We start from the raw sequence: 19,310 nt of genomic DNA on the forward strand, positions 1-19,310 counted from the left end.
CTAGCCTTCCGCGCGGTTGCGGCGCAGGATCTCCCCGGCCACGACGATGCCCTGCTGCCCGGCCTTCTTTGCCTGCGCCGAGAGTTCCGCCAGGGGTTGGTTCCGGCTTTGGAGCACCTTGAGGAGCATGGGCAGGTTCACGCCGGTGATGACTTCCAGTGCCGCCGACTTGCACAGGGACAGAGACAGGGTGGTGGGCGTACCGCCGAAGAGATCGGTCATGACCAACACGCCGGCGCCTTGATCCGTGGCCGACACGGCGGCTTTGATGCCCTCCACCAGTTCTTCCATGCCCGCCGAGGCGGCCATGCTCACGGCTCGGCACCCTTCCTGGGGGCCGAGGACCAGAGAGGCCGCCTCCAACAGGGTCTCACCGAAGTTGCCGTGGGTGACCAGCACCACTCCGATGTGCTTTTCCTCAATCCGCTCGTTGTTGGCCATGTCGCTCAACCCAGTTCAAGGTGTCGATGTTCCAGGGTCACGGCGTATCCGGTGCGCCGAAGTGCTTCGCAGACCAGTTCGGCTACCGCCACAGAGCGATGGCGGCCGCCGGTGCAGCCCAGGGCAAGGGTCACGCGATAGCGTCCCTCGGCCAGGTACAAGGGCAGGAGATAGGAGAGAAAGTCCAAGAACTTACTCCGGAACGTCGCCCCAGGGTCATTGGCCAGAACGTAGTCCGCGATGATTGTGTCCTTGCCGGACAGGGGCCGGAGGTTCTCGTCGAAATAGGGGTTGGGCAAAAAACGCAGATCGAAAAGCAGATCCGATTCGATGGGGACGCCGTACTTGAAGCCGAAGGAGATGATGTGGACCCGCAGCACACCCACTTCCTGCTCCAGCGAGGTCCACTTCTCCTGCAGGGTCCGGCGAAGGTCGTGAATGGAATAATTGGTGGTGTCGATCACCAGGTCGGCCCGCTTGCGCAGAGGGTCCAGGAGCACCTTCTCAGTCTCCAAGGCCTGCTCCAGGCCGAGGCTCCGGCTTTCCAGGGGATGCGGTCGGCGGGTGGTGGCGTAGCGTCGCACCAGTTCGGACAGCCTGGCCTCCAGAAAGACGATGTGCGTCCGGACGCCCTGTTTCTTCAATTCTCCGAAAGCCTTGCGCCACTCCTCGGGAAAGTCCATCTGGCGCAGATCCAGTCCCAGCACCAGACCCCGGTGCTTGCTGTCCTGCTCACGGAAGAGACTCACCAGCTTGGGCGTCAGGCTTGCGGGCAGGCCGTCGACGACGAAGAAGCCCAGATCCTCGAAGACCTTGAGGGCCGTGCTCTTGCCCGAGCCCGAGAGACCCGAGACCACGATGACCGAGAAGCTTCGGGTATCCCCCACCAGCGCCTCACCTGTCGTTCAGCAGGTCCCAGAGGGCCTGGCTGTTCGGAGCGGAGATGAAGCTCCGCCGGAAGGAGTCGTCCTTGAGCAGTCGAGAAATGTGGGCCAGGATGCGCAGATGCAGACCGGCCACCTGCTCGGGCGCCAGCACGAGAAAGAAGATGTGGCAGGGCTTGAAGTCCAGGGAATCGAATTCGACGCCCTGGATGCTCCGCCCCGCCACAACCACGATCTGGGTCAGCCCCGGCAGCTTGCCGTGAGGGATGGCGATGCCGTCCCCGATGCCGGTGGTGCCGAGGCTTTCGCGTTCAAGCAGGACGGCCACGGCCTCGTCCGGATCGACCGGCGGGGTCAGGGCGGCCAGAGACGCCGTCAACTCCGCCAGAACATCGGCCTTGGCCGTGGCCTTGAGGTCCGAGAGGACCAAGTCCCGCGACAGGTATTCCGAAAGCCGCATTTCAGATTCCAGGGTCGATGAGCCCGAAGTCGCCGTTCTTGCGCCGGTAGATGACGTTCAGGCCATCAGTCTCAGAGTTGCGGAAGACCAGGAAGTCGTAACTCCTGGACTCCAGTTGCATGGCGGCCTCGTCCACGCTCATGGGCTTGGGCTCGTACTTGTCCATCTCGGCGATGGACGGGGTGCGCTTCCCCGATTCCTCGATGAAGGTCAGCACGCCCATGCTCACTGCCCGTTCGCGGCCCGCGCGGCGGCGGTCCTTCTGCTTCTCGCGCATCCGGCGCAATTGGGCTTCGAGCTTGTCCAAGACCATGTCGATGGTCGAGTACATGTCCTCGGACTCTTCGTAGGCAGAAAGATGCAGATTGTCGGCCAGGAAGACCACGTCGGCCTTGTGGCGGAACTTCTCCACGGAGAGGTTGACCTGCAGTTCGGGATCCTCGGCGTCGGAAATGAACTTGGAGAGCTTCTCGAAACGCGACTCGGCGTATTCCTTGAGATGCTCGGACGGGTCGAAATTCTTGAAGTTGAAGGAGATGTTCATATGTATCCTCCTGTTCGAGTAAGGAGTGTACGGGCCAAGGGTCAGAGAATGTCCTTGCGCTTGGACGAAGAGGCGATGTTCATGGCCGAACGGTACTTGGCCACCGTGCGGCGGGCGATGTCCACCTTGAGGTGATCCTTGAGGATTTCCCCGATGCGCTCGTCGGACAGGGGGTGCTTGGGATCCTCCTCGCCGATGAGCTTTTTGATCAGGGCCTTGACGCTCTCGGAACCGACCTGGGTGCCGTCCTCCAGGTCCAGGGCGCTGTTGAAGAAGAACTTCAGCTCGAACACGCCGTGCGGCGTGGCCACGTACTTGCTCGTGGTGATGCGGCTGACCGTGGACTCGTGCATGCCGATGTCCTCGGCCACTTCCTTGAGTATGAGCGGCTTGAGCTTGGTCACGCCGTACTCGAAGAACTCGCGCTGGAAGCGCACGATGCTCTCCACGACCTTGTAGAGGGTGCGCTGACGCTGGTAGAGGCTCTTCATGAGCCAGGCCGCCGAGCGCATCTTCTCCTGGACGTAGTCCTTTTCCTTGCCCGCGGTCTGGGACAGGGAGTCGGCGAAAAAGGTGTTCAACTGAAGGCGCGGCAGTCCATCCTCGTTGAGTACGATGATGAAATCGTCGCCGTACTTGTAGACGAAGACGTCCGGGGAGACGTAGTGCGGCTCGGTGCTGGAGAAGTTGGCCCCGGGCATGGGATCAAGCTTCTGGATGATTTCCAGGTAGTGCTTGAGCTCCTCCATGTCGATCTTGAACTTGCGGGCCAGTGGCTTGTAGCGCTTCTTTTCGAGGTCTTCCAGGTGCTCGTCCACCAGTGAGAGCAGGATGGGGTCGGTCTCGCCCAGGATCTCGAGCTGCACGAGCAGGCATTCGCGAGGAGTGCGCGCGGCCACGCCCACCGGGTCCAGGCGCTGGATGCGGTGGATGACGGCCTCGATCTCCTCGTCCGCGGCGTCGGGCACCATGGCCCGAATGTCGTCCATGTCGGCATGCAGATAGCCGCCGGAATCCAGGTTGCCGATGACCGCCTCGCCGATGTCCAGTTCCCGCGGGGTGAAGTGCGACAGGCGCATCTGCCAACTCAGGTGGCCGTCCAGAGAAGGCTTGCTGGCCAAGCGGGCCTCGAAGGAGACGCCCTCCTCCGGTATCTCGGTTTCGCGAACCTGGGCCTGCTTGGAGATGCTGGAAAATTCGCCCAGGTAGTTCTCCCAGTCCGTGCTGCGGATCATCTCCTCGCTGCGTTCCGGGGAAGTCATTTCAGGCGTGGCCGTGGTCTGGTCCACCTCCACGGGCATTTCTTCCATGGGCAGGTCCGAACGTTCGGTCTCGGCTTCCTCCAAAAAAGGATTCTCCAGAAGCTCCTGCTGAACCGTTTCCACCAGCTCCAGGCGCGAGAGCTGCAACAGCTTGATGGCCTGCTGCAACTGGGGGGTCATGACCAGCTGCTGCGAGAGCTTGAGTTGTTGTCTCAGTTCAAGTCCCATGACGCCCGAAACATCCTTTATGGGCCGTTTGGGCGGCCCGATTCAGCTTATTTTTTCACGTTACGGCTTCATTGTGCCACAGTCACCCGGACGGCGCAACCAAGGATCTCGCGGAACTCCCCGTCCGTATTGGTTTTTCGATGAAGACCGCCGACATGAAAAAAGTGTACCAAGTCTGGCGAGGCATGTAAATCGGGCCGGCACGGCGGGCAAACGGAAAAGGCTGGGCGGTCAGAGGCTGAAATCTTCGCCCAGGTAAAGCTGGCGGGCCTTGCTGTCGCGCACGATCTCTTCCGGGGTGCCCTCGAGAATGATCGTGCCTTCGTAGACCAGATAGGCGCGATCGCAGATATTCAGGGTTTCGCGCACATTGTGGTCCGAGATGAGGATGCCCATGCCCATCTTCTTGAGCATGGAGATGATCTCCTGGATGTCGATGACCGCTATTGGGTCGATGCCCGCGAAGGGTTCATCCAGGAGGATGAACTTTGGGTCCAGAATGAGCGCCCTGGCGATTTCCAGCCGCCGTCGTTCGCCGCCGGAAAGGTACATGGCGGGCTGGTCCGCCAGTCGCTTGATGCCGAATTGGTCCATGAGTTCGTCGGCGCGCTTGCGTTGCCGCTCCGGCGAGAGAGCGGACTGCTCCAGGATGATCTGGAGGTTCTGGCGCACGGTGAGCTTGCGGAAGATGGAGCTTTCCTGAGGCAGGTAGGACATGCCGAGACGGGCCCGTTCGTGCAGTGGTCGGTCGGTGATGGGCTGGTCTTCCAGGAGCACTTCCCCGCCGTTGGGCCGGACGATGCCCACGAGCATATAGAAGGTGGTCGTCTTGCCCGCGCCGTTGGGGCCGAGCAGACCGACCACCTCGCGGGGAGAGAGATTCAGGTGGATGTCGTGGACCACCTCGCGGTTGCCGTACCGCTTCTTTAGGTTCGTGGCGATGAGACCGGCCATCAGGGTTTCTTCGCCCCCTCGGGCACACGGAAGATGGCTTCCACCCGTTTGTTCTGTCCGCCGAGCACCTCGCTGCGGTTGTCCTTGACGTAGAACTTGATGACTTCCCCGGCGACGCTGTTGGCGCCGTCGTTCAGCCGGGGGTTGCCCTCCATGCGCAGGACGCCGTCCTTCACGAAGTAGATCAGGGTCTGGCAGGTGCCTTCGCTTTTTTCCTTCTTCATCTTCACACCGCCGTCGGCCACGATGCGCTCGATGTTGTCGGCCACGTCCTTGGCGCCCTTGCCCGCCTCGGTGAAGTAGGCAGAAAGGGTGGTCGCCCAGAGATGCAAACCTTCGTGCTCGGCCTGGACGTTGCCCGAGAAGGTCACCTTGCGGTCCTTCTCCACATAGGTCATCCGATCGGCGGTGATTTTCACCGGAGTCTGGGCCTCTGTCGTGGCGGACGGTGTTTCACCGGGAACCACGGGGACCGGTTGGACCGCCTCGGTGATCTCGGAACGCGAGGCGACGGGAGCGGTCGGCTCCGGCGTCGTCGATTTGGAAGACGCCGCCGGTGTCGAAAGCTGGGCCAGGGGCTTCACCCCGGGAGTCTCGGGCAGCAGTTCCGAGGCGTGAACGAAGCCGAGAGCCTTGGATTCTTCAAGGTTCTTGTCGTCCAACTTGAAGACGGCGAACCAGCCGTCGCGGAGGAAGGCGGCCTGGACGCGCTGGCCGGGAGCCAGCGTGGCGGAAATCGGAGAGTTGACCGCCCGGGCCGTGCGCACGGAGACTTTTATGGCGGCGGCCTTGATCTCCGAAGGGATGATGCTGGAAACCGGCAGGGGCTTCGTTTCCACTGTGGGCGCGGCGATGGGAGCGGACTGCGCCGGAGCTTTGATCTCCGGCATGGGCACACCTACGGGAATCTTGGTTTCAGCGGGTGCCGGCTGCGCCGTACCGACGCCGACGGGAACCTGGTTTTTGGTCGGCGGAGCGGGGATCTGCACCTTGGCTGCAGGGGCTGGCGCAGCCTCCGGAGTTACGGGCAAAAGGAAACTGGCCTTGGCGTAGCCCAAAGCCTTGGATTCTTCCGGGGTGGCGGCGTTCAGGTCGAAGACGGCGTACCAGCCGTCGCGGAGATGATCCACGCGGACCTTCTCCCCGGCCTGAAGGGTCTTGACGTGTTCGCTCTCCAGACTGCGGGCCTTGCGCACGTTGAGCGGCCGGTCGGCATAACGGATCTCGCCGAAGGCCCATGCATGGGTGGCGATGAGCAGCAAAATGAGGGCGAACGTGAGGCGTTTGGTCATGGTGTCGTTCCTTGGGGCTTGGACTGGTCCGCTGGGGGCAGAAGGTCAAGGTTCACATCGCGCGAGGCGATGAAGGCCGTCACGCCGCCGGCGGCCACCAACTCCCGGGAGGCCAGATCGATTTCCACGGCCGCGGCGTCGATGGACATGTCCGGGCGGCGCACCTGCACCGATCCCTTGAGAAAGACCTTGTTCATGGCCCCGATGTAATCGAAATTGTCCGCCGTCAGGGCGAAAAGCCCGTAACGTCCCTCCACGCGGTCCCAGAGGGTCAGGTTGTCGCCTTGCTGATCGATCTCGCCGCGCTCGGCCTGAACGTAGACTTCCCGGCGCTCCTCTCCCACGTAGGAGAGCATCTGCGGCTTGACCACCACCACCCTGCCCTTCTCCTGGCTGTACTGGGCGCTGCGGGCCTTGAGCCGCCACTGGATCTGCCCGGCCTTGCCCTGGACCAGCTCGATGTCTTGGGCCGAGATGTCCGCTCCGCCCAGGGCGCCGGACGCCAGCCCCTGCTCCACGGCCTTGGCCGCGCTTTTGGCCGCGCCTTTGACCGCGTCGCGGTCGTGGTCCTCGCGGGAAAGGAGTGTCCCCAGCAGCACGCCGCCCACGAAGATCGCCGCCACGGCGGCCCAGGCCTTTCCCGTCAGACGCATATTACTCCGCCCAACGTCGCCAGAGGGCGTCCAGCTTGCCCTGGCAGCGCAGCAGGAAGGCGATGGTTTCCCGCACCGCCCCCTGGCCGCCTGGTCGGGCTGGACACCAGCGAGCCAGCGCCAGAATTTCCGGTTGGGCGTTGGGCACGGCCAGGGGCAGGCCCACGCGGCGCATGATGGCCGCGTCCACCCAGTCGTCGCCCAGGTAGGCCACCTGGGCCGGGACGATGCCCCGTTTCCGGCACATCTCGTCCAGGAGCAGGCTCTTCTCCACATGCCCGGCGTGATATTCCTCGATGCCCAGTTCACGCACCCGGCGCTCCACGGCAGTGTGCTTCAGGCCGGTGATCACGGCCACTTCCAGTCCGACCGCCTGGGCCAGCTTGATGCCCAGGCCGTCCTGCACGTGGAAGCGTTTACTGACATTGCCTTCGTGGTCGTAGTAAAGCCCGCCGTCGGTGAGTACGCCGTCCACGTCCAGGACGAGCAGGCGGATTTCACGGGCCAGTTCTTCAACTGGGGTCATTGAGGCTCCAGATGGCCTGAAGGTGCTTGAGCAGAGGTTCCAGTTGGTTGAGAGCCAAGCTGTTGGGCCCGTCGCAAAGGGCCCGATCCGGATCGGGGTGGACTTCCATGAACACGCCCCGGGCTCCGGCGGCCACCGCCGCCTTGGCCAACACGGGCACGAACTCCCGCTGGCCGCCCGAGCAGCCGCCCTGGCCGCCCGGCAACTGCACGGAATGCGTGGCGTCGAAGATCACCGGCACACCGAAGCCGCTCATGAGCGGGATGGAACGCATGTCCACCACGAGATTGTTGTAACCGAAACTCGCCCCGCGTTCGGTGAGCCAAATGGCGTCGCAACCCGAGCCGCGCAGCTTGTCCACGGCGTTCTTCATGTCCCACGGAGCCAGGAACTGCCCCTTCTTCACGTTCACGATCCGGCCTGTGCGGGCGGCCGCCGTCAACAGGTCGGTCTGGCGGCAGAGGAAGGCCGGAATCTGGAGCACATCGGCCACCTCGGCAACAGGCGCGGCCTGCTCCGGCAGATGAATATCCGTGAGCACGGACAGCCCGGTCTCGGCCTTGACCCGGGCCAGGAGCTTCAAGCCCTCCGCCAGGCCCGGCCCGCGGAAGGAGTCCAGCGAGGTGCGGTTGGCCTTGTCGAAGGAGCTCTTGAAGACCACGGGCAGGCCCAGGCGGTCGGACATTCCGGCCAACTCCCGGGCCACGGAAAGCACCATCTCGGGCGCTTCCAGCACACAGGGGCCGGCGATGACGAAAGGGCCCGCCAAGGACGCGGCGTACAGGGACTCCGCTCCGCTCACGCCTTGCCCTTCTCGGTCTTGGCGGCCTTGATGAACTCACGGAAGAGCGGGTGCGGCCGCATGGGGTTGGACTTGAACTCCGGGTGGAATTGGCAGCCCAGGAACCAGGGGTGGCCGGGCAGCTCCACGATCTCCACCAGGGACTCGTCCGGGGACAGCCCGGAGAGCACGAGGCCCTTGGTCTGGAACTGGTCCGCGTACTTCTTGTTGAACTCGTAGCGGTGGCGGTGGCGCTCCTCGATGTTCGGCTCACCATAGGCCTCGAAGGCCTTGGAGTCCTTGACGACCTTGCAGGGATAGGCGCCCAGGCGCATGGTCCCGCCCTTCTCGCAGTTCACGTCGCGTTTCTCCACGCGCTTTTTGCGGAAGTCGTACCACTCGGTCATCAGGTAGATCACCGGATGGGGGGTGAGACGGTCGAACTCCTCGGAGTTGGCCCCTTCCAGGCCCAGGACGTTGCGTGCGTATTCGATGACCGCGCACTGCATGCCCAGGCAGATGCCGAAGAAGGGCAGCTTGTTCTCGCGGGCGTATTTGATGGACAGGATCTTGCCCTCGATGCCCCGGGAACCGAAGCCGCCGGGCACGAGGATGCCGTCCAGGCCCTTGAGTTTCTTCTCGTAGTTCTTGGGCGTGAGATCCTCGGAGTTCACATACTCCAGATCCACGGCCACGTCGTTGGCCACGCCGCCGTGGATCAGGGCCTCGTGCAGGCTCTTGTAAGCCTCCTTGAGGTCCACGTACTTGCCCACGATGCCGATGCGGACCCGGCCCGAAGGATTCTGCACCTTGTGGTTCAGTTCCTTCCAGGGTTCCAGTTCGGCATTCTTGGCCGGGAGCTTGAGCAGAATGGCGATCTTCTGGTCCACTCCTTCCTGGTAGAAGGACAGCGGCACCTCGTAGATGTTCTTCACGTCGATGGCTGAAAACACGGCGTCGCGGTCCACGTCGCAAAAGAGGGCGATCTTGGCGCGCAGATCGCGGTCCAGGGAGACTTCCGAGCGGCAGAGGATGATGTCCGGCTGGATGCCGATGGAGCGCAGTTCCTTCACGCTGTGCTGGGTGGGCTTGGTCTTCAGCTCACCGGCGGCGCGCATGTAGGGCACCAGGGTCAAATGGATGTAGAGGACGTTTTCCTTGCCCAGGTCGTTCTTAAGCTGACGGATGGCCTCCAGGAAGGGCAGGCCTTCGATGTCGCCCACCGTTCCGCCGATCTCCACGAGAACCACGTCGTCGTCCGGGCCCGGGGCGTTGAGCACGGCGCGCTTGATCTCGTCGGTGATGTGCGGAATGACCTGCACGGTGCCGCCCAGGTAGTCGCCTCGGCGTTCCTTGGTGATGACCGTGTGATAGATGCGGCCGGAGGTGTAGTTGTTGTTCTGGCTCATGGGCGTGCCGAGATAGCGCTCGTAGTGCCCCAGGTCCAGGTCGGTTTCGGCCCCGTCGTCGGTGACGTAGACTTCGCCGTGCTGGAAAGGATTCATGGTGCCCGGGTCCACGTTGATGTAAGGATCGAGCTTCTGGATCGTGACCTTCAGGCCTCTGGCCTGGAGCAGCGCGCCGATGGAGGCCGCGGCAAGACCTTTGCCCAGGGAGGAGAGCACGCCGCCGGTAATGAAAATGAACTTGGCTTTCATTCTGAAGTCGCCCCTTCGCTTCTTGGATGTTGAGTTCCGCTCGGTCCCGTATCGGGTGGGACCGCCGTGTTGACGGCGAACGGGCCGGGCATTATGTTTCCGGCCATCGCGCCGCGACCCCGTTCCCAATCAACATGCCGTCACTTAGGAGGAATCCATGGCCCGCGTCAACGTCCTGGTTATTACCGGATACGGCACCAATTGTGAACAGGAATCCGCGTATGCGGTGAGGCAGGCCGGAGCCGACGCGGCGACCGTCGTCTTTTTCTCGGATATCGCGGCCGGGCGGGTGAACATCGCGGACTTCAACTACCTCATCTTCCCCGGTGGATTCCTGGACGGCGACGACCTGGGCGCGGCCCACGCGGCGGCGGTGCGCTGGCGGCACGCGGTCACGGCCAAGGGCGAGCCGCTGCTCCACCAGTTGCGCGCCTTCCTGGACCAAGGCGGCGTGGTCCTGGGCATCTGCAATGGTTTTCAGCTGCTGGTGAAGCTGGGCCTGCTGCCCGCCTCCACCGGTGAATATTTCGTCAAGGAAGTCTCCCTGTCCAACAACGACTCGGCCCGCTTCGAGGACCGCTGGGTCTGGCTCAAGGCCAATCCGGCCTCGCCCTGCGTCTTCACCAGGGGGTTGGACCGGCTCTACCTGCCGGTACGCCACGGCGAAGGCAAGATCATTCCCAAGTCTCAGGAAATGCTGGACGACATCGTGAAGAAAAATCTCGTGGCTCTGCAGTACTGCGACCCGGAGAGCGGCCTGCCGACCCAGGAGTACCCCTACAATCCCAACGGCTCCCCCCTGGCCATCGCCGGGCTCACCGATCCCTCGGGCCGCATCCTGGGCCTCATGCCCCACCCCGAGGCCTTCAACCATCCCACCAACCATCCCGGCTGGACCCGCGGCGAGGAAATTCGTCTGGGACTGGTCCTGCTGGAAGGCGGGGTGCGGCACCTCAAGGCCCAGTAGCCGGTCATGAAACCACGGCCGCTGCCCCCCGAGGAATCCGCCCTGGGCGGCACTTGGCGTTCGTTCATGGACCAGGCCCTGGCCGAGGCCATGATCGCGGCCCGTGAAGGCGAGACCCCGGTGGGTGCTCTGCTCCTTTCCCCGAGTGGTGAGGTTCTCGCCCGGGGACGCAACCGGAGCATCGCTCGGCACGATCCCACGGCCCATGCGGAAATCCTCTGTCTGCGCCAAGCCGGAGAGCGGCTCGGCAACTACCGGCTCACGGGTTCGATCCTGGTGGTCACGCTGGAGCCGTGCCTCATGTGCGTGGGCGCGCTCCTGCATGCCCGGGTGGCGGGCGTGGTCTTCGGCGCGGCGGACCCCAAGGCCGGGGCCCTGGTCTCCAACCTGGACGGCGCGGCCCTGCCATTCGCCAACCACGCCATGTGGGCGGTGCCCGGGGTCATGGCCCAGGAGTGCGCCGGCCTGCTCAAACATTTTTTCCAGAAGCGCCGCAAGGACTGATCCGGGGGTTGCGTCCCGGACCTCCAGCGTTTATAAGCGCTGTTTCCAGCGGAGAGGTAGCGAAGTGGCCGTAACGCGCCCGACTCGAAATCGGGTTGTCGGCTAATACCCGGCACGTGGGTTCAAATCCCACCCTCTCCGCCAGTTCTTTCATAAGGTGTTGGACTCCCTGATTGTCCTTGTAGCTAGCTGGCTTCCAGGCTTCCCACTGGTACACTTCGGTGGTACACCGGGGGCATGGAGAAGATGCCAAGATGCCAGGGAGTCCAACGCCGGAAAGAGTCCACGAACTACCGCCTTCGGGTCAAGGTGCCCACCGACCTTCTGACCCACTACCACCCCAGAAAAGAAATCACCAAGTCCCTCAAGACCAGCGACTACCGCACAGCCTGCGACAGGGCCAGGATAGAGCGGGTGAAGCTGGACCAGGAGTTTGCCGAGGTCCGGCGCAAGCTGGCCGCTCAGGCACACCCCCGCACCAGCCTGACCCCAACCGAGGTTGACCGCCTGTGCGCCCTGGTTCACCACAGCATGGTCCAGGCCGATGAGGATATGCGGGCCTCCGGCATGGCAGTCGATGACCTATGGTTCCAGCGCATGGCCGCCCACCATGAGGAAGTCGAACGGGTCTACCGCCCGGCCCTGGCCCGTGGTGACGTGTCCGTGGTGGCCTCTGCCCTGGAGGATTGGCTTCAAGGTCACGGCATCGAACTGGACCCCTCCAGCCAGGAGTACCGGACCCTGGCCTACGCCTTCCTCAAGTCCGTGATCCGTGCGGTCGAGGTCCAGGCCAAGCGCCACCGTGGCGAGGTGGTGGACACCCCACCCGCCCCCGCACCACTCCCAGGCCCTGCCCCTGTCCAGACCACGGCCGAGGGCGAGTTGACCCTCTCCCGTCTGTTCGAGAAGTGGAAGGATGAGAACGCCCAGCGGGTGGCCCCGAAGTCTCTCCAGGAGTTCACGGCCACGATCCGCCGCTTCACCGAGCTTCACGGGGACTTGCCCCTGTCCCGGATCACCAAGGCCCTTGTGCGGGACTTCAAGGACGCCTTGCTCAAGTGTCCCGCCGCCAGTCACCTCCCGATCAAGCATCGGGGCAAGTCGATCCGGGAGATGATAGCCCTGGCGGAGAAGGACCGGACCTTGTCCAGGCTGTCCACCCGCACGGTCAACGACAAGTGGCTAGGCTTCCTCTGTGCGGTCCTGTCCTGGGGCACGGCAAACGGCTACCTGGAAAACAATCCCGCCTCCAACGTGAAGGCGACCGTGTCCAAGGTACAGGACAAGGCCAGAGTGCCCTACTCCATCGAAGACGTGAACTTCATCCTCCGCTTCCCGATCTTCACCAAGGGAGAACGCCCCCGAGCCGGTGGAGGCGAGGCGGCGAAGTGGCTCCCGCTCCTGGCCCTGTTCACCGGGGCGCGGCTGGGTGAACTCGGCAAGCTCCAGGTGGAGGACGTGCGTCATGAGCGGGATGTCTGGTACCTGGACCTCATGAACACCGGCACCAAGACCCAAGGTTCGAAACGACAGGTGCCGATCCATCCCGAGCTGATCCGCCTGGGCTTCCTGGAGTACGTCGAGGCCCGCCGGAAGGCCGGGGGTGACGGTGCCTTGTTCCCTGACCGGGCCGGGAAGCCTTTGGACACCGAAGCGTGGTCAAAGTGGTGGGGGCGCTACGCTCGATCCCACGGGATTGAAGACCGGCGCAAGGTCTTCCACTCATTCAGGCACACGGTGAAGGACGGCCTCCGTGACTCCGGCGTTCCCTTCGATCTGCGAAGCGCCTTGCAAGGTCATGCCGTCCCCGGTGTAGGAGAAGGCTACGGCCAGGGGTTCGCCCTCCAGGTGCTGGCCGAGGCTATGGCGAAGCTCCAGTATCCGGGCCTGGACTTGGAACACCTATCCATAAAGCCGTAGGAGAATGCCGTGCGTCCTTTCAGAGAGTTCGACGTCGTCCGCGTTCTCGCCCCGCTCTCTTGCCAGAGCAATTATTCCGACTTGGTTGTTCAACTCCACCCTGGACAGATTGGGACGATCATTGACGTGTTGGGACAAGGGACGGCTTTTGAAGTGGACATTATGCTTCAGGCTCCAACCTTCGGCGCTGATGGAGAACCGCTGGACCCTGGTAACTGGGCAGTCGTCACCTTGACCCCGGATCAGGTCGAGCTAGTTGAACCCGCCCCCGCGTAGCAAGGGCCACCCCCCCAGACTGACCCTCATATTTAGCCCCTGCCGCACGTTTACGCCCTCGGATGGGTCAACGTCCGTCCAGGCCAGCCAGACGCGATCCTGGGGCATCCTGCAAAGCCGTGTGCCTCTCCATCCGCCGGGGCATGGGGGAATCAGGCTTGAAGGAGTCCCGTCCTTTCATGGCCTCACGGGTACGGCCCTCGATCTCGGGCAACCCGCCTCCATTGCTCCCGGCCAGCCGCAAGACCACGGCCGGAGGTGGCCGCGTCCTTTCGGAGACCGGGAACGAGGTATGGCGGGGATAGGCTGGGGTCAGTCCTTCCGATCCACCAGCAGGCAGGCCCGGCCGAGCCAGAAGGTCCGGGACCGTTCCCCTTTCATACAGCCCACAACTCCCTCCCCCCGCTCCAGGAGGTTGCCGGGAATCTCCAGGAAGAACCCCCAGCCGAAGCCCCTGCCCGAGGCGGACACGCCCTTGCCTGTGACTCCAGCCTCCAGGGCCAGGAACCAACGCGGCAGGACGGCCAGGGAGAAGCCCCAGCGGTTGAGATGGAGGGAGACTTGCCCGGCCAGGTCAAGGCCGAGCAGGGACGGAGAGCAGGCGGTGGACTCGTTCATGGTGAAGACCTCCATTTGGTTTTCGGAGGGCCTTACCACGAAGAACGGGCTTTGTGTCCTATCCTACTGCAATCAGGACTATTTTCTCAAGATCGGTCAGGGCCACCCATGCGGGACGGTTCCCCTTCCAGCACGTTCAGGGCGCACCCAGGCCACCCCGGATTGATGCCCATGCCGTTGCATTGCAACAGGACAGCCGAGGCCCACAAAGGCCGTGCAATTCGCCCTCGGAATATGCGTCCTATCTCACTGGATTGTAAGAGAATTGCAGATTGCAGACCCCTTATAGAGATGAAATCTGCAATTTTGCTCCCACCGTCGGTGCCCGACTACACCTGTCGCAACCGGCGGCTGGGTGGTGGTGCGCCCATGGTTCCCCGCCGGGTGGCCGGTAGTGCCGGGGCAGTGGGCCGGTGATCCCCCGGTCAGAAGTCCGGTTCCTCCTGGACCCTCTCCCCATGTTGGCCGCCCCTGGCCTCTCCCAGGAGCCGCGACCACTCCCCTTCCTTGATCTTGCCCAGGGAAAGGGCCTGTTGCTTCAACCTGGAGACCTTGGAGGTATCCCAACCCAGTGCCTCAGCAAGGGCCTTCTGGGTGGGGTATTCCCCGGTCCTGACCTCATCCACCAGAAGATCAACCTCTTCGTGCTTGGAGACCTCCCACTTCCAGGTGCCGCTCTCCAGCCACGCCTCCCAGGACCGCACGGACTCTTCCTTCTGGCCCCGGTACTTGTCCCATTTCAGGCGGAAGGCGGTCCCGTGTGCGGCCCGCATCCCTCCCAGGGCCTCCAAGCCCAGGATGACCTCGAAGGTGGTAGCCAACATGGAAGACCCCCGGTAGGTATCCTTCCCTTTGCCGGTGTGGTGGATCAGGATGCAGGCCTTGCCGAGCTGCTTCATCCGCATGAGGAACTGGAGGATGGGCTGGAAGGCCGCCACCGAGTTCTCATCTTCCACCGTGGCGAGGGTCGAGAGGTTGTCGAGCACCACAAGGTCAAAGCCCTTGGCCCCCTGCTCCATGATCTCCCGCCCCTCCGGCTCGGCCAGATTGGGGAAGTCCACATCCGAGGTTTGGGCCTGCCGGGCAAGGAGTCGGAAGTTTTCCCGGATCAACGCCGGGTCATAGCCGGAGATGCTCGGCAGAAGGAGCCGGGCGCGGGCCTGGGTATCCTCCAGGTGCATTTCTCCATCCACGAACAGGACACGGTAGGGCCTGGGAGACTTCCACCCCATGAACTGCCCCCCGCCCGCCACGGCCAGGGCCAGGGACAGGGCGAACATGGACTTGCCCACGCCGGTTGGAGCGTAGACCATGGCGCTTTCGCCCTGCCGCAACCACGGCGTGATGAGGTACTCCCTGGGCTGGAGTTCCTTGTCCAGCAACTCCCCCAGGGTCGGCATGTAGAACTGGGCTTCGCTCACACCCCGCCCTCCCGCCTCTTTCGCCGCAAGACATCAAGCCCCCGCTGGATGGGAGTGGGCTGACTCCTGGACACCCGACATTGCACCTGGCTGACCCACAGCTTCGCTATGGCCTCGGACATGACTGCCGCCCGTGACGGGTGGTCACCTTTGTTGTCCGTCATGGCCTCCATGATCTGCCCCAGGCGCTTCCAGTCATAGGCGGCCAGGGTGACGGTCTTCCTGACGTAGCCTTCTCCACGGGGACGATTCTTTCTCATGCACATTCTCCTTTGGTTTGAGGTCATTATGATAAACTACTGATCGTGCCGCAAAGAAAACAATTCGTGCTCTACATCACCTCCCGGCGAGGATTGGCCCAACCCCTCGGCCAGATTACTCTATCTCTCCCACTGTCGGGTAAATATGACCTCATAACCGGCGGGCTTCCTGGGCAGGTGATGGCTCATCTCCCCACTCTTCACCTTCTCCTCGCCCATGACGTACATGCCATCCTTGCGGAGGGCAGGGAGCACCGTGCCCACCACCCACTCCTCGAACTTCTGGGCAGAGGGGAGCTTGGACCGCATGATGAGGCGGTAGACGTCAGCCTCGGGGATGAGGGTCACGGAACGGCCCTGCTCAACGTCATTGGAGCTGGTGTCACGAATCGTGACGGCAGAGGTCTTCTTGCAGTGGTCGCCCACGGCCTTGCGGGGGTTCACGTACCCCAGCGCCTGGTCCACATCCTTCGCCACGAACCAGGGGTTCCCCTGCTCATCCATCATGACCCGGACCTCGAAGTGGCCGTCTCCGGGGTTGAAGAAGTGGAAGCCCTGGACGCCTTCCTGGAACTTCACGGCCGGGACCGGGACAGCCTTGGGGCTTTCGTCCTTGCGGAGAGCCGGGAGGACGTCACGAGTCACCCAGTCTTGGAACCGCTTCACCACGGGATTCACGTTGGGATGCGCCCGCATGATGAGCTTGTAGAGGCCGGACTCGGAAACGAGGGTCAGGCGGGCGGCGTTGCCATTGAACAGGACAAGACTGGAAACTTCCGCTTTGTTCTTGTGGAGGATCATCCACTCGTCGGGTTTGAGGGCGTCCACCATGTTGTAGCTGTCTCGCTTCTTCCCGAGGGCCGAGGCGAGGTCCACAGCGGCGAACCACGGGGCATTGTTGATAATGACGGCGCGGAAGTCCTTGCCCTCGAACTTGAACATGGGGTTGCTGCCGGGGTTGCTGGGAATGGGAGGCAGGCAGACCCAGAGCCTTCGGCGCGGCATCCTCCAGCGCCTTGGTCAGGCTGCCCACCTGGGTCATCACCGGCTCCATGGCCTTAGCCACAGCGGCGGCCACCTTGGCCTCAAGGCTCGGGGGCATGATGGCTCGGGACTGCTTCTCGTGCTCGATGAAGTAGGTGCGGACGGTCTTACCGACCTCACTACGCTGGAGCATGGCGAGGTGCTTCGCCATGTCCAGGGAGATGAAGTAGTCGATGGAGCGGCGGTCGCCACCTCGGCCGGAATGGTTCGCCACTTCCGGCGAACCAATCACATAGTCCTAATTTTCCTTGAAATTGCAGTCCTCGATCCGCCCTTTGATCCAGTTGGTGAAGTCACGACCAACGTGCAGCGCCGCGTGAAGATCACGGGCGTTGACGGTGTCGATCATGCCGTCCTCGAACGTCGGGCAGTTGCCGATGGGGAGGAGCTTTTTGATTCCCCCGATTCGGTGAACCAAACCGAGTCCCACCATCAGAACCAGGAAGGCCCCCAGACCGCCCCGAGGTGTCCGGCCTGTTCCTGTGCTGGCCGTGATCCTCGGGATGCTCTGGAGGCCTCCCTAGCGCCCTGTGGTGGGCGTGTGGTGCCGGTGATCCTACCCCTTCCCTCCCAGCCCCAGGCGCTTCATGGCCCGCTGTAGTCCGCACAAGGTCCAGGCGCACCCTCTGGCCGTCCTGATCCCCAGCCGGTTCAGTTCCTCCACCATGCGGCGCTGTGGCATCCCTTGGCCCAGGAAGGCCGCCAGTGTGCCCCGGAGGTGCTCCACGTCCTGGGCCGCCTTCTCCTGCCTCGCCTGATTGATCCGGTCCAGCCCAGGGTTGCCGAGCTTCTTCCCCTGTATCCTGGCCCTCGCCAAGCCGTTCTTGGTGCGCTGGCTGATCAGCTCCCGCTCCATCTCGGCCGCCATGGCGAAGGAGTTGACCAGGATGCGGGTGGTCAAGTCGCCCTCGCCCTTCGCCACCATGGCCTGCTTGATGATATGGACCACCACCCGCTTGGCGGCCAGGTCGCCCATGATGTTGTGGACCTCCCGCATGGACCGGGCCAGCCTGGAGACCTCGGACACCACCAGCACGTCACCCCGCCGGAGCTTGCCCAACAGTTCCTCGATCCGGCGCTTCCTCACGTCCTTTCTGCTGCTGATCTCCACTTCAAGCCACTCATCCACGGTCAGGCCCTGCCGGTCGGCGTAGCTGGCGATCTCCAGCCGCTGGTTCTCCAGGTCTTGCCGGTCGGTGCTGACTCTCAAGTAGGCGTATGTCCTGCACATTCTGGCATCCTCCGGTGTGCTGACCTCATTTCTAGACGATCGTTTGTGTGTTGTCAAGCGATGGCCATGGTGCGCCCTTGGCATGGAGACTAGCCAACCGTGCAAGCTTAGCAGGTGGCATGAAGGACGCGATGCTCCTTGGGTTGCGCAGCTTGAACGTGACCTACTGACAAAGGGAATTGGCAGGTCATGTTTGGCTGAGGATGACACCGCTTAAGGTCAGGGCGGCGGCAAGATACTGTGTTGGGGTGAGGGTTTCGCCAAGTACGAACTGCCCCATGAGGACGGCAAACACAGGGATGAGGTTGGTGAAGGCGGCAGCCCTGCTTGCTGGGATGCGGCTGACAGCCATGTTATAGAGGCTGTACCCGACAAGGGTGACAAAAACACCGAGGTAGATGATGGCTAAGGCCGGGGTCATCAGAGGGACATCCGGGCTAACGGTGGAAGGAAAGGCGATGGCCAGGGGCAGGAAGAAAGCGATGCCGATATAGGCTTGCATGGCGGTCAAAACGAGCGGGGGGTAGCGGAGACAGAGACGCTTGAAAAGGACCGTATATCCTGCCACCGAGGCCACTGCGAGGAACTCTAACAAGTTGCCAAAGGCTGGGGCCGGGGCCGATTCGGTAGCTGCTCCCGCAAGAGACAGCCAGATCGCTCCAGCGATGGCCAAGGCGAAGCCAAAGGCAGCTCGTGAGGTGATCTTTTCCTTGAGCAGTAATACTGCCGCACCTGCGACCATGAGGGGCTGTGTGGAAAAGATCATGCCAGCCTGGGAGGCGGAAGTATAAGTCAGCGCCAAGGTCTCGCATACGAAGCAGATACATGGCTGGAGCAGGGCCATAAGGAACAACCATTTCCAGTCGCCGGGCAAGTAACGCACGTTCCCACGCCAACCCTTGAGTAGGGGCAGGAAACACAAACCGGCCACGACCATGCGTCCAAAGACCACAGCCATGGGGTGAAACCCCTTAAGGGCGTACTTCAAGGCGACGAACGAACTCGCCCAGATAAGCATAGCTAGGACAAGCTTGGCCAACGCTGCCCAGGAATTGGATGCCAATGTCATTTCTCCATGAGAAGGATTTGACTTAATCCCCTGCCTGCCCAGGCTGCAAATATCAAGCTCAGTGGTCAAGCCTCTCGCATCGAGACGTGGGAGAGAGCGCCGCGTCCCGAACGCGGAGACCGGACACCACCCAAGCCCAGGAGAACTGAAGGACTTTGCTTGTCCTGTCCAGCACAGCAGGACGCACGGCATGATACGCAGTACAGGGCGCTTCTGTGGTGTCAGCGCCTCGGCATCATGCAGTGCGCGGAGGATTGCTTGACTTCGCCCCGAGGTTGCAGGCATGGTGCATCGTCACAAGGCACACCTACAGGACG

At 62.9% G+C, this 19,310-nt stretch carries 20 protein-coding genes, 1 tRNA gene and 1 pseudogene; 4 read left to right on the forward strand and 18 right to left on the reverse strand.

Translation table 11 applies throughout. The features are described from left to right. The 11 genes from H587_RS0103450 to H587_RS0103500 all read right to left on the reverse strand — a co-directional run bounded on the left by H587_RS0103450 (position 1) and on the right by H587_RS0103500 (position 9,683). Complete coding sequence (locus H587_RS0103450) at positions 1–441, reverse strand: PTS sugar transporter subunit IIA (protein WP_027175084.1); 441 nt, start codon at positions 439–441, stop codon at positions 1–3. 5 nt (positions 442–446) lie between these two features. Further along, positions 447–1,328, reverse strand: coding sequence for an RNase adapter RapZ (rapZ, locus tag H587_RS0103455; RefSeq protein WP_027175085.1), 882 nt, complete (start codon positions 1,326–1,328; stop codon positions 447–449). A gap of 7 nt (positions 1,329–1,335) precedes the next feature. After that, on the reverse strand, positions 1,336–1,785 hold the full coding sequence (locus H587_RS0103460; RefSeq protein WP_027175086.1) for a PTS sugar transporter subunit IIA: 450 nt from the start codon (positions 1,783–1,785) through the stop codon (positions 1,336–1,338). A 1-nt stretch (position 1,786) separates the two neighbouring features. Next, the gene (hpf, locus tag H587_RS0103465) at positions 1,787–2,329 is read right to left on the reverse strand and encodes a ribosome hibernation-promoting factor, HPF/YfiA family (protein ID WP_027175087.1); all 543 of its coding nucleotides are present in this window, start codon (positions 2,327–2,329) and stop codon (positions 1,787–1,789) included. A 41-nt stretch (positions 2,330–2,370) separates the two neighbouring features. After that, complete coding sequence (rpoN, locus tag H587_RS0103470; RefSeq protein ID WP_027175088.1) at positions 2,371–3,819, reverse strand: RNA polymerase factor sigma-54; 1,449 nt, start codon at positions 3,817–3,819, stop codon at positions 2,371–2,373. Between the two features lie 231 nt (positions 3,820–4,050). Beyond that, a complete protein-coding gene (gene lptB, locus H587_RS0103475; protein ID WP_027175089.1) occupies positions 4,051–4,773 on the reverse strand; it encodes an LPS export ABC transporter ATP-binding protein in 723 nt (240 codons plus the stop codon). Beyond that, positions 4,773–6,065, reverse strand: a complete 1,293-nt coding sequence (locus tag H587_RS19490) for an LptA/OstA family protein (protein WP_051202403.1) — start codon at positions 6,063–6,065, stop codon at positions 4,773–4,775. Before H587_RS19490 ends, lptB begins: the two co-directional genes overlap by 1 nt. Continuing rightward, positions 6,062–6,718, reverse strand: a complete 657-nt coding sequence (gene lptC / locus H587_RS17080; protein WP_084630363.1) for an LPS export ABC transporter periplasmic protein LptC — start codon at positions 6,716–6,718, stop codon at positions 6,062–6,064. The genes H587_RS19490 and lptC overlap by 4 nt, the downstream gene beginning before the upstream one ends. Position 6,719: 1 nt before the next feature. Continuing rightward, positions 6,720–7,244, reverse strand: a complete 525-nt coding sequence (locus tag H587_RS0103490) for a KdsC family phosphatase (protein WP_027175090.1) — start codon at positions 7,242–7,244, stop codon at positions 6,720–6,722. Beyond that, positions 7,231–8,046: a 3-deoxy-8-phosphooctulonate synthase gene (kdsA, locus tag H587_RS0103495; RefSeq protein ID WP_027175091.1), complete on the reverse strand. Its 816-nt coding sequence runs from the start codon at positions 8,044–8,046 to the stop codon at positions 7,231–7,233. The genes H587_RS0103490 and kdsA overlap by 14 nt, the downstream gene beginning before the upstream one ends. Then, entirely contained in the window at positions 8,043–9,683 is a 1,641-nt protein-coding gene (locus H587_RS0103500; protein WP_027175092.1) for a CTP synthase, read from the reverse strand. Before H587_RS0103500 ends, kdsA begins: the two co-directional genes overlap by 4 nt. A gap of 157 nt (positions 9,684–9,840) precedes the next feature. On the opposite strand from H587_RS0103500, the gene H587_RS0103505 reads away from it, so the two are divergent. The 4 genes from H587_RS0103505 to H587_RS0103520 all read left to right on the forward strand — a co-directional run bounded on the left by H587_RS0103505 (position 9,841) and on the right by H587_RS0103520 (position 13,074). Beyond that, on the forward strand, positions 9,841–10,650 hold the full coding sequence (locus H587_RS0103505) for a phosphoribosylformylglycinamidine synthase subunit PurQ (protein ID WP_027175093.1): 810 nt from the start codon (positions 9,841–9,843) through the stop codon (positions 10,648–10,650). 6 nt (positions 10,651–10,656) lie between these two features. Further along, on the forward strand, positions 10,657–11,154 hold the full coding sequence (tadA, locus tag H587_RS0103510) for a tRNA adenosine(34) deaminase TadA (protein ID WP_034608485.1): 498 nt from the start codon (positions 10,657–10,659) through the stop codon (positions 11,152–11,154). A gap of 50 nt (positions 11,155–11,204) precedes the next feature. Beyond that, a tRNA-Ser gene (locus tag H587_RS0103515) sits at positions 11,205–11,298 on the forward strand. Between the two features lie 102 nt (positions 11,299–11,400). Beyond that, complete coding sequence (locus H587_RS0103520) at positions 11,401–13,074, forward strand: site-specific integrase (protein WP_051202404.1); 1,674 nt, start codon at positions 11,401–11,403, stop codon at positions 13,072–13,074. Between the two features lie 588 nt (positions 13,075–13,662). Here H587_RS0103520 and H587_RS0103530 read toward each other — a convergent pair. The 7 genes and pseudogenes from H587_RS0103530 to H587_RS0103560 all read right to left on the reverse strand — a co-directional run bounded on the left by H587_RS0103530 (position 13,663) and on the right by H587_RS0103560 (position 19,062). After that, positions 13,663–13,968 carry a hypothetical protein gene (locus tag H587_RS0103530; protein WP_156904436.1) on the reverse strand — a complete coding sequence of 102 codons (306 nt, stop codon included), beginning with the start codon at positions 13,966–13,968 and terminating at the stop codon, positions 13,663–13,665. A 425-nt stretch (positions 13,969–14,393) separates the two neighbouring features. After that, entirely contained in the window at positions 14,394–15,389 is a 996-nt protein-coding gene (locus H587_RS0103535; protein ID WP_027175098.1) for an AAA family ATPase, read from the reverse strand. Then, on the reverse strand, positions 15,386–15,649 hold the full coding sequence (locus H587_RS0103540) for a hypothetical protein (protein WP_027175099.1): 264 nt from the start codon (positions 15,647–15,649) through the stop codon (positions 15,386–15,388). Before H587_RS0103540 ends, H587_RS0103535 begins: the two co-directional genes overlap by 4 nt. 120 nt (positions 15,650–15,769) lie before the next feature. Next, positions 15,770–16,654, reverse strand: coding sequence for a BRO-N domain-containing protein (locus H587_RS19495; RefSeq protein ID WP_051202405.1), 885 nt, complete (start codon positions 16,652–16,654; stop codon positions 15,770–15,772). Positions 16,655–16,823: 169 nt separating this feature from the next. Next, positions 16,824–17,126, reverse strand: a pseudogene (locus H587_RS21035) (antA/AntB antirepressor family protein); the annotation flags it as partial. Positions 17,127–17,249: 123 nt separating this feature from the next. Next, positions 17,250–17,924: a recombinase family protein gene (locus H587_RS17095; RefSeq protein ID WP_051202406.1), complete on the reverse strand. Its 675-nt coding sequence runs from the start codon at positions 17,922–17,924 to the stop codon at positions 17,250–17,252. Between the two features lie 187 nt (positions 17,925–18,111). Beyond that, complete coding sequence (locus tag H587_RS0103560) at positions 18,112–19,062, reverse strand: DMT family transporter (protein WP_245560804.1); 951 nt, start codon at positions 19,060–19,062, stop codon at positions 18,112–18,114. Between the last annotated feature and the right edge of the window lie 248 nt (positions 19,063–19,310).

Source organism: Desulfovibrio aminophilus DSM 12254 (genome assembly GCF_000422565.1).
Taxonomy (GTDB): Bacteria; Desulfobacterota; Desulfovibrionia; order Desulfovibrionales; family Desulfovibrionaceae; genus Aminidesulfovibrio; species Aminidesulfovibrio aminophilus.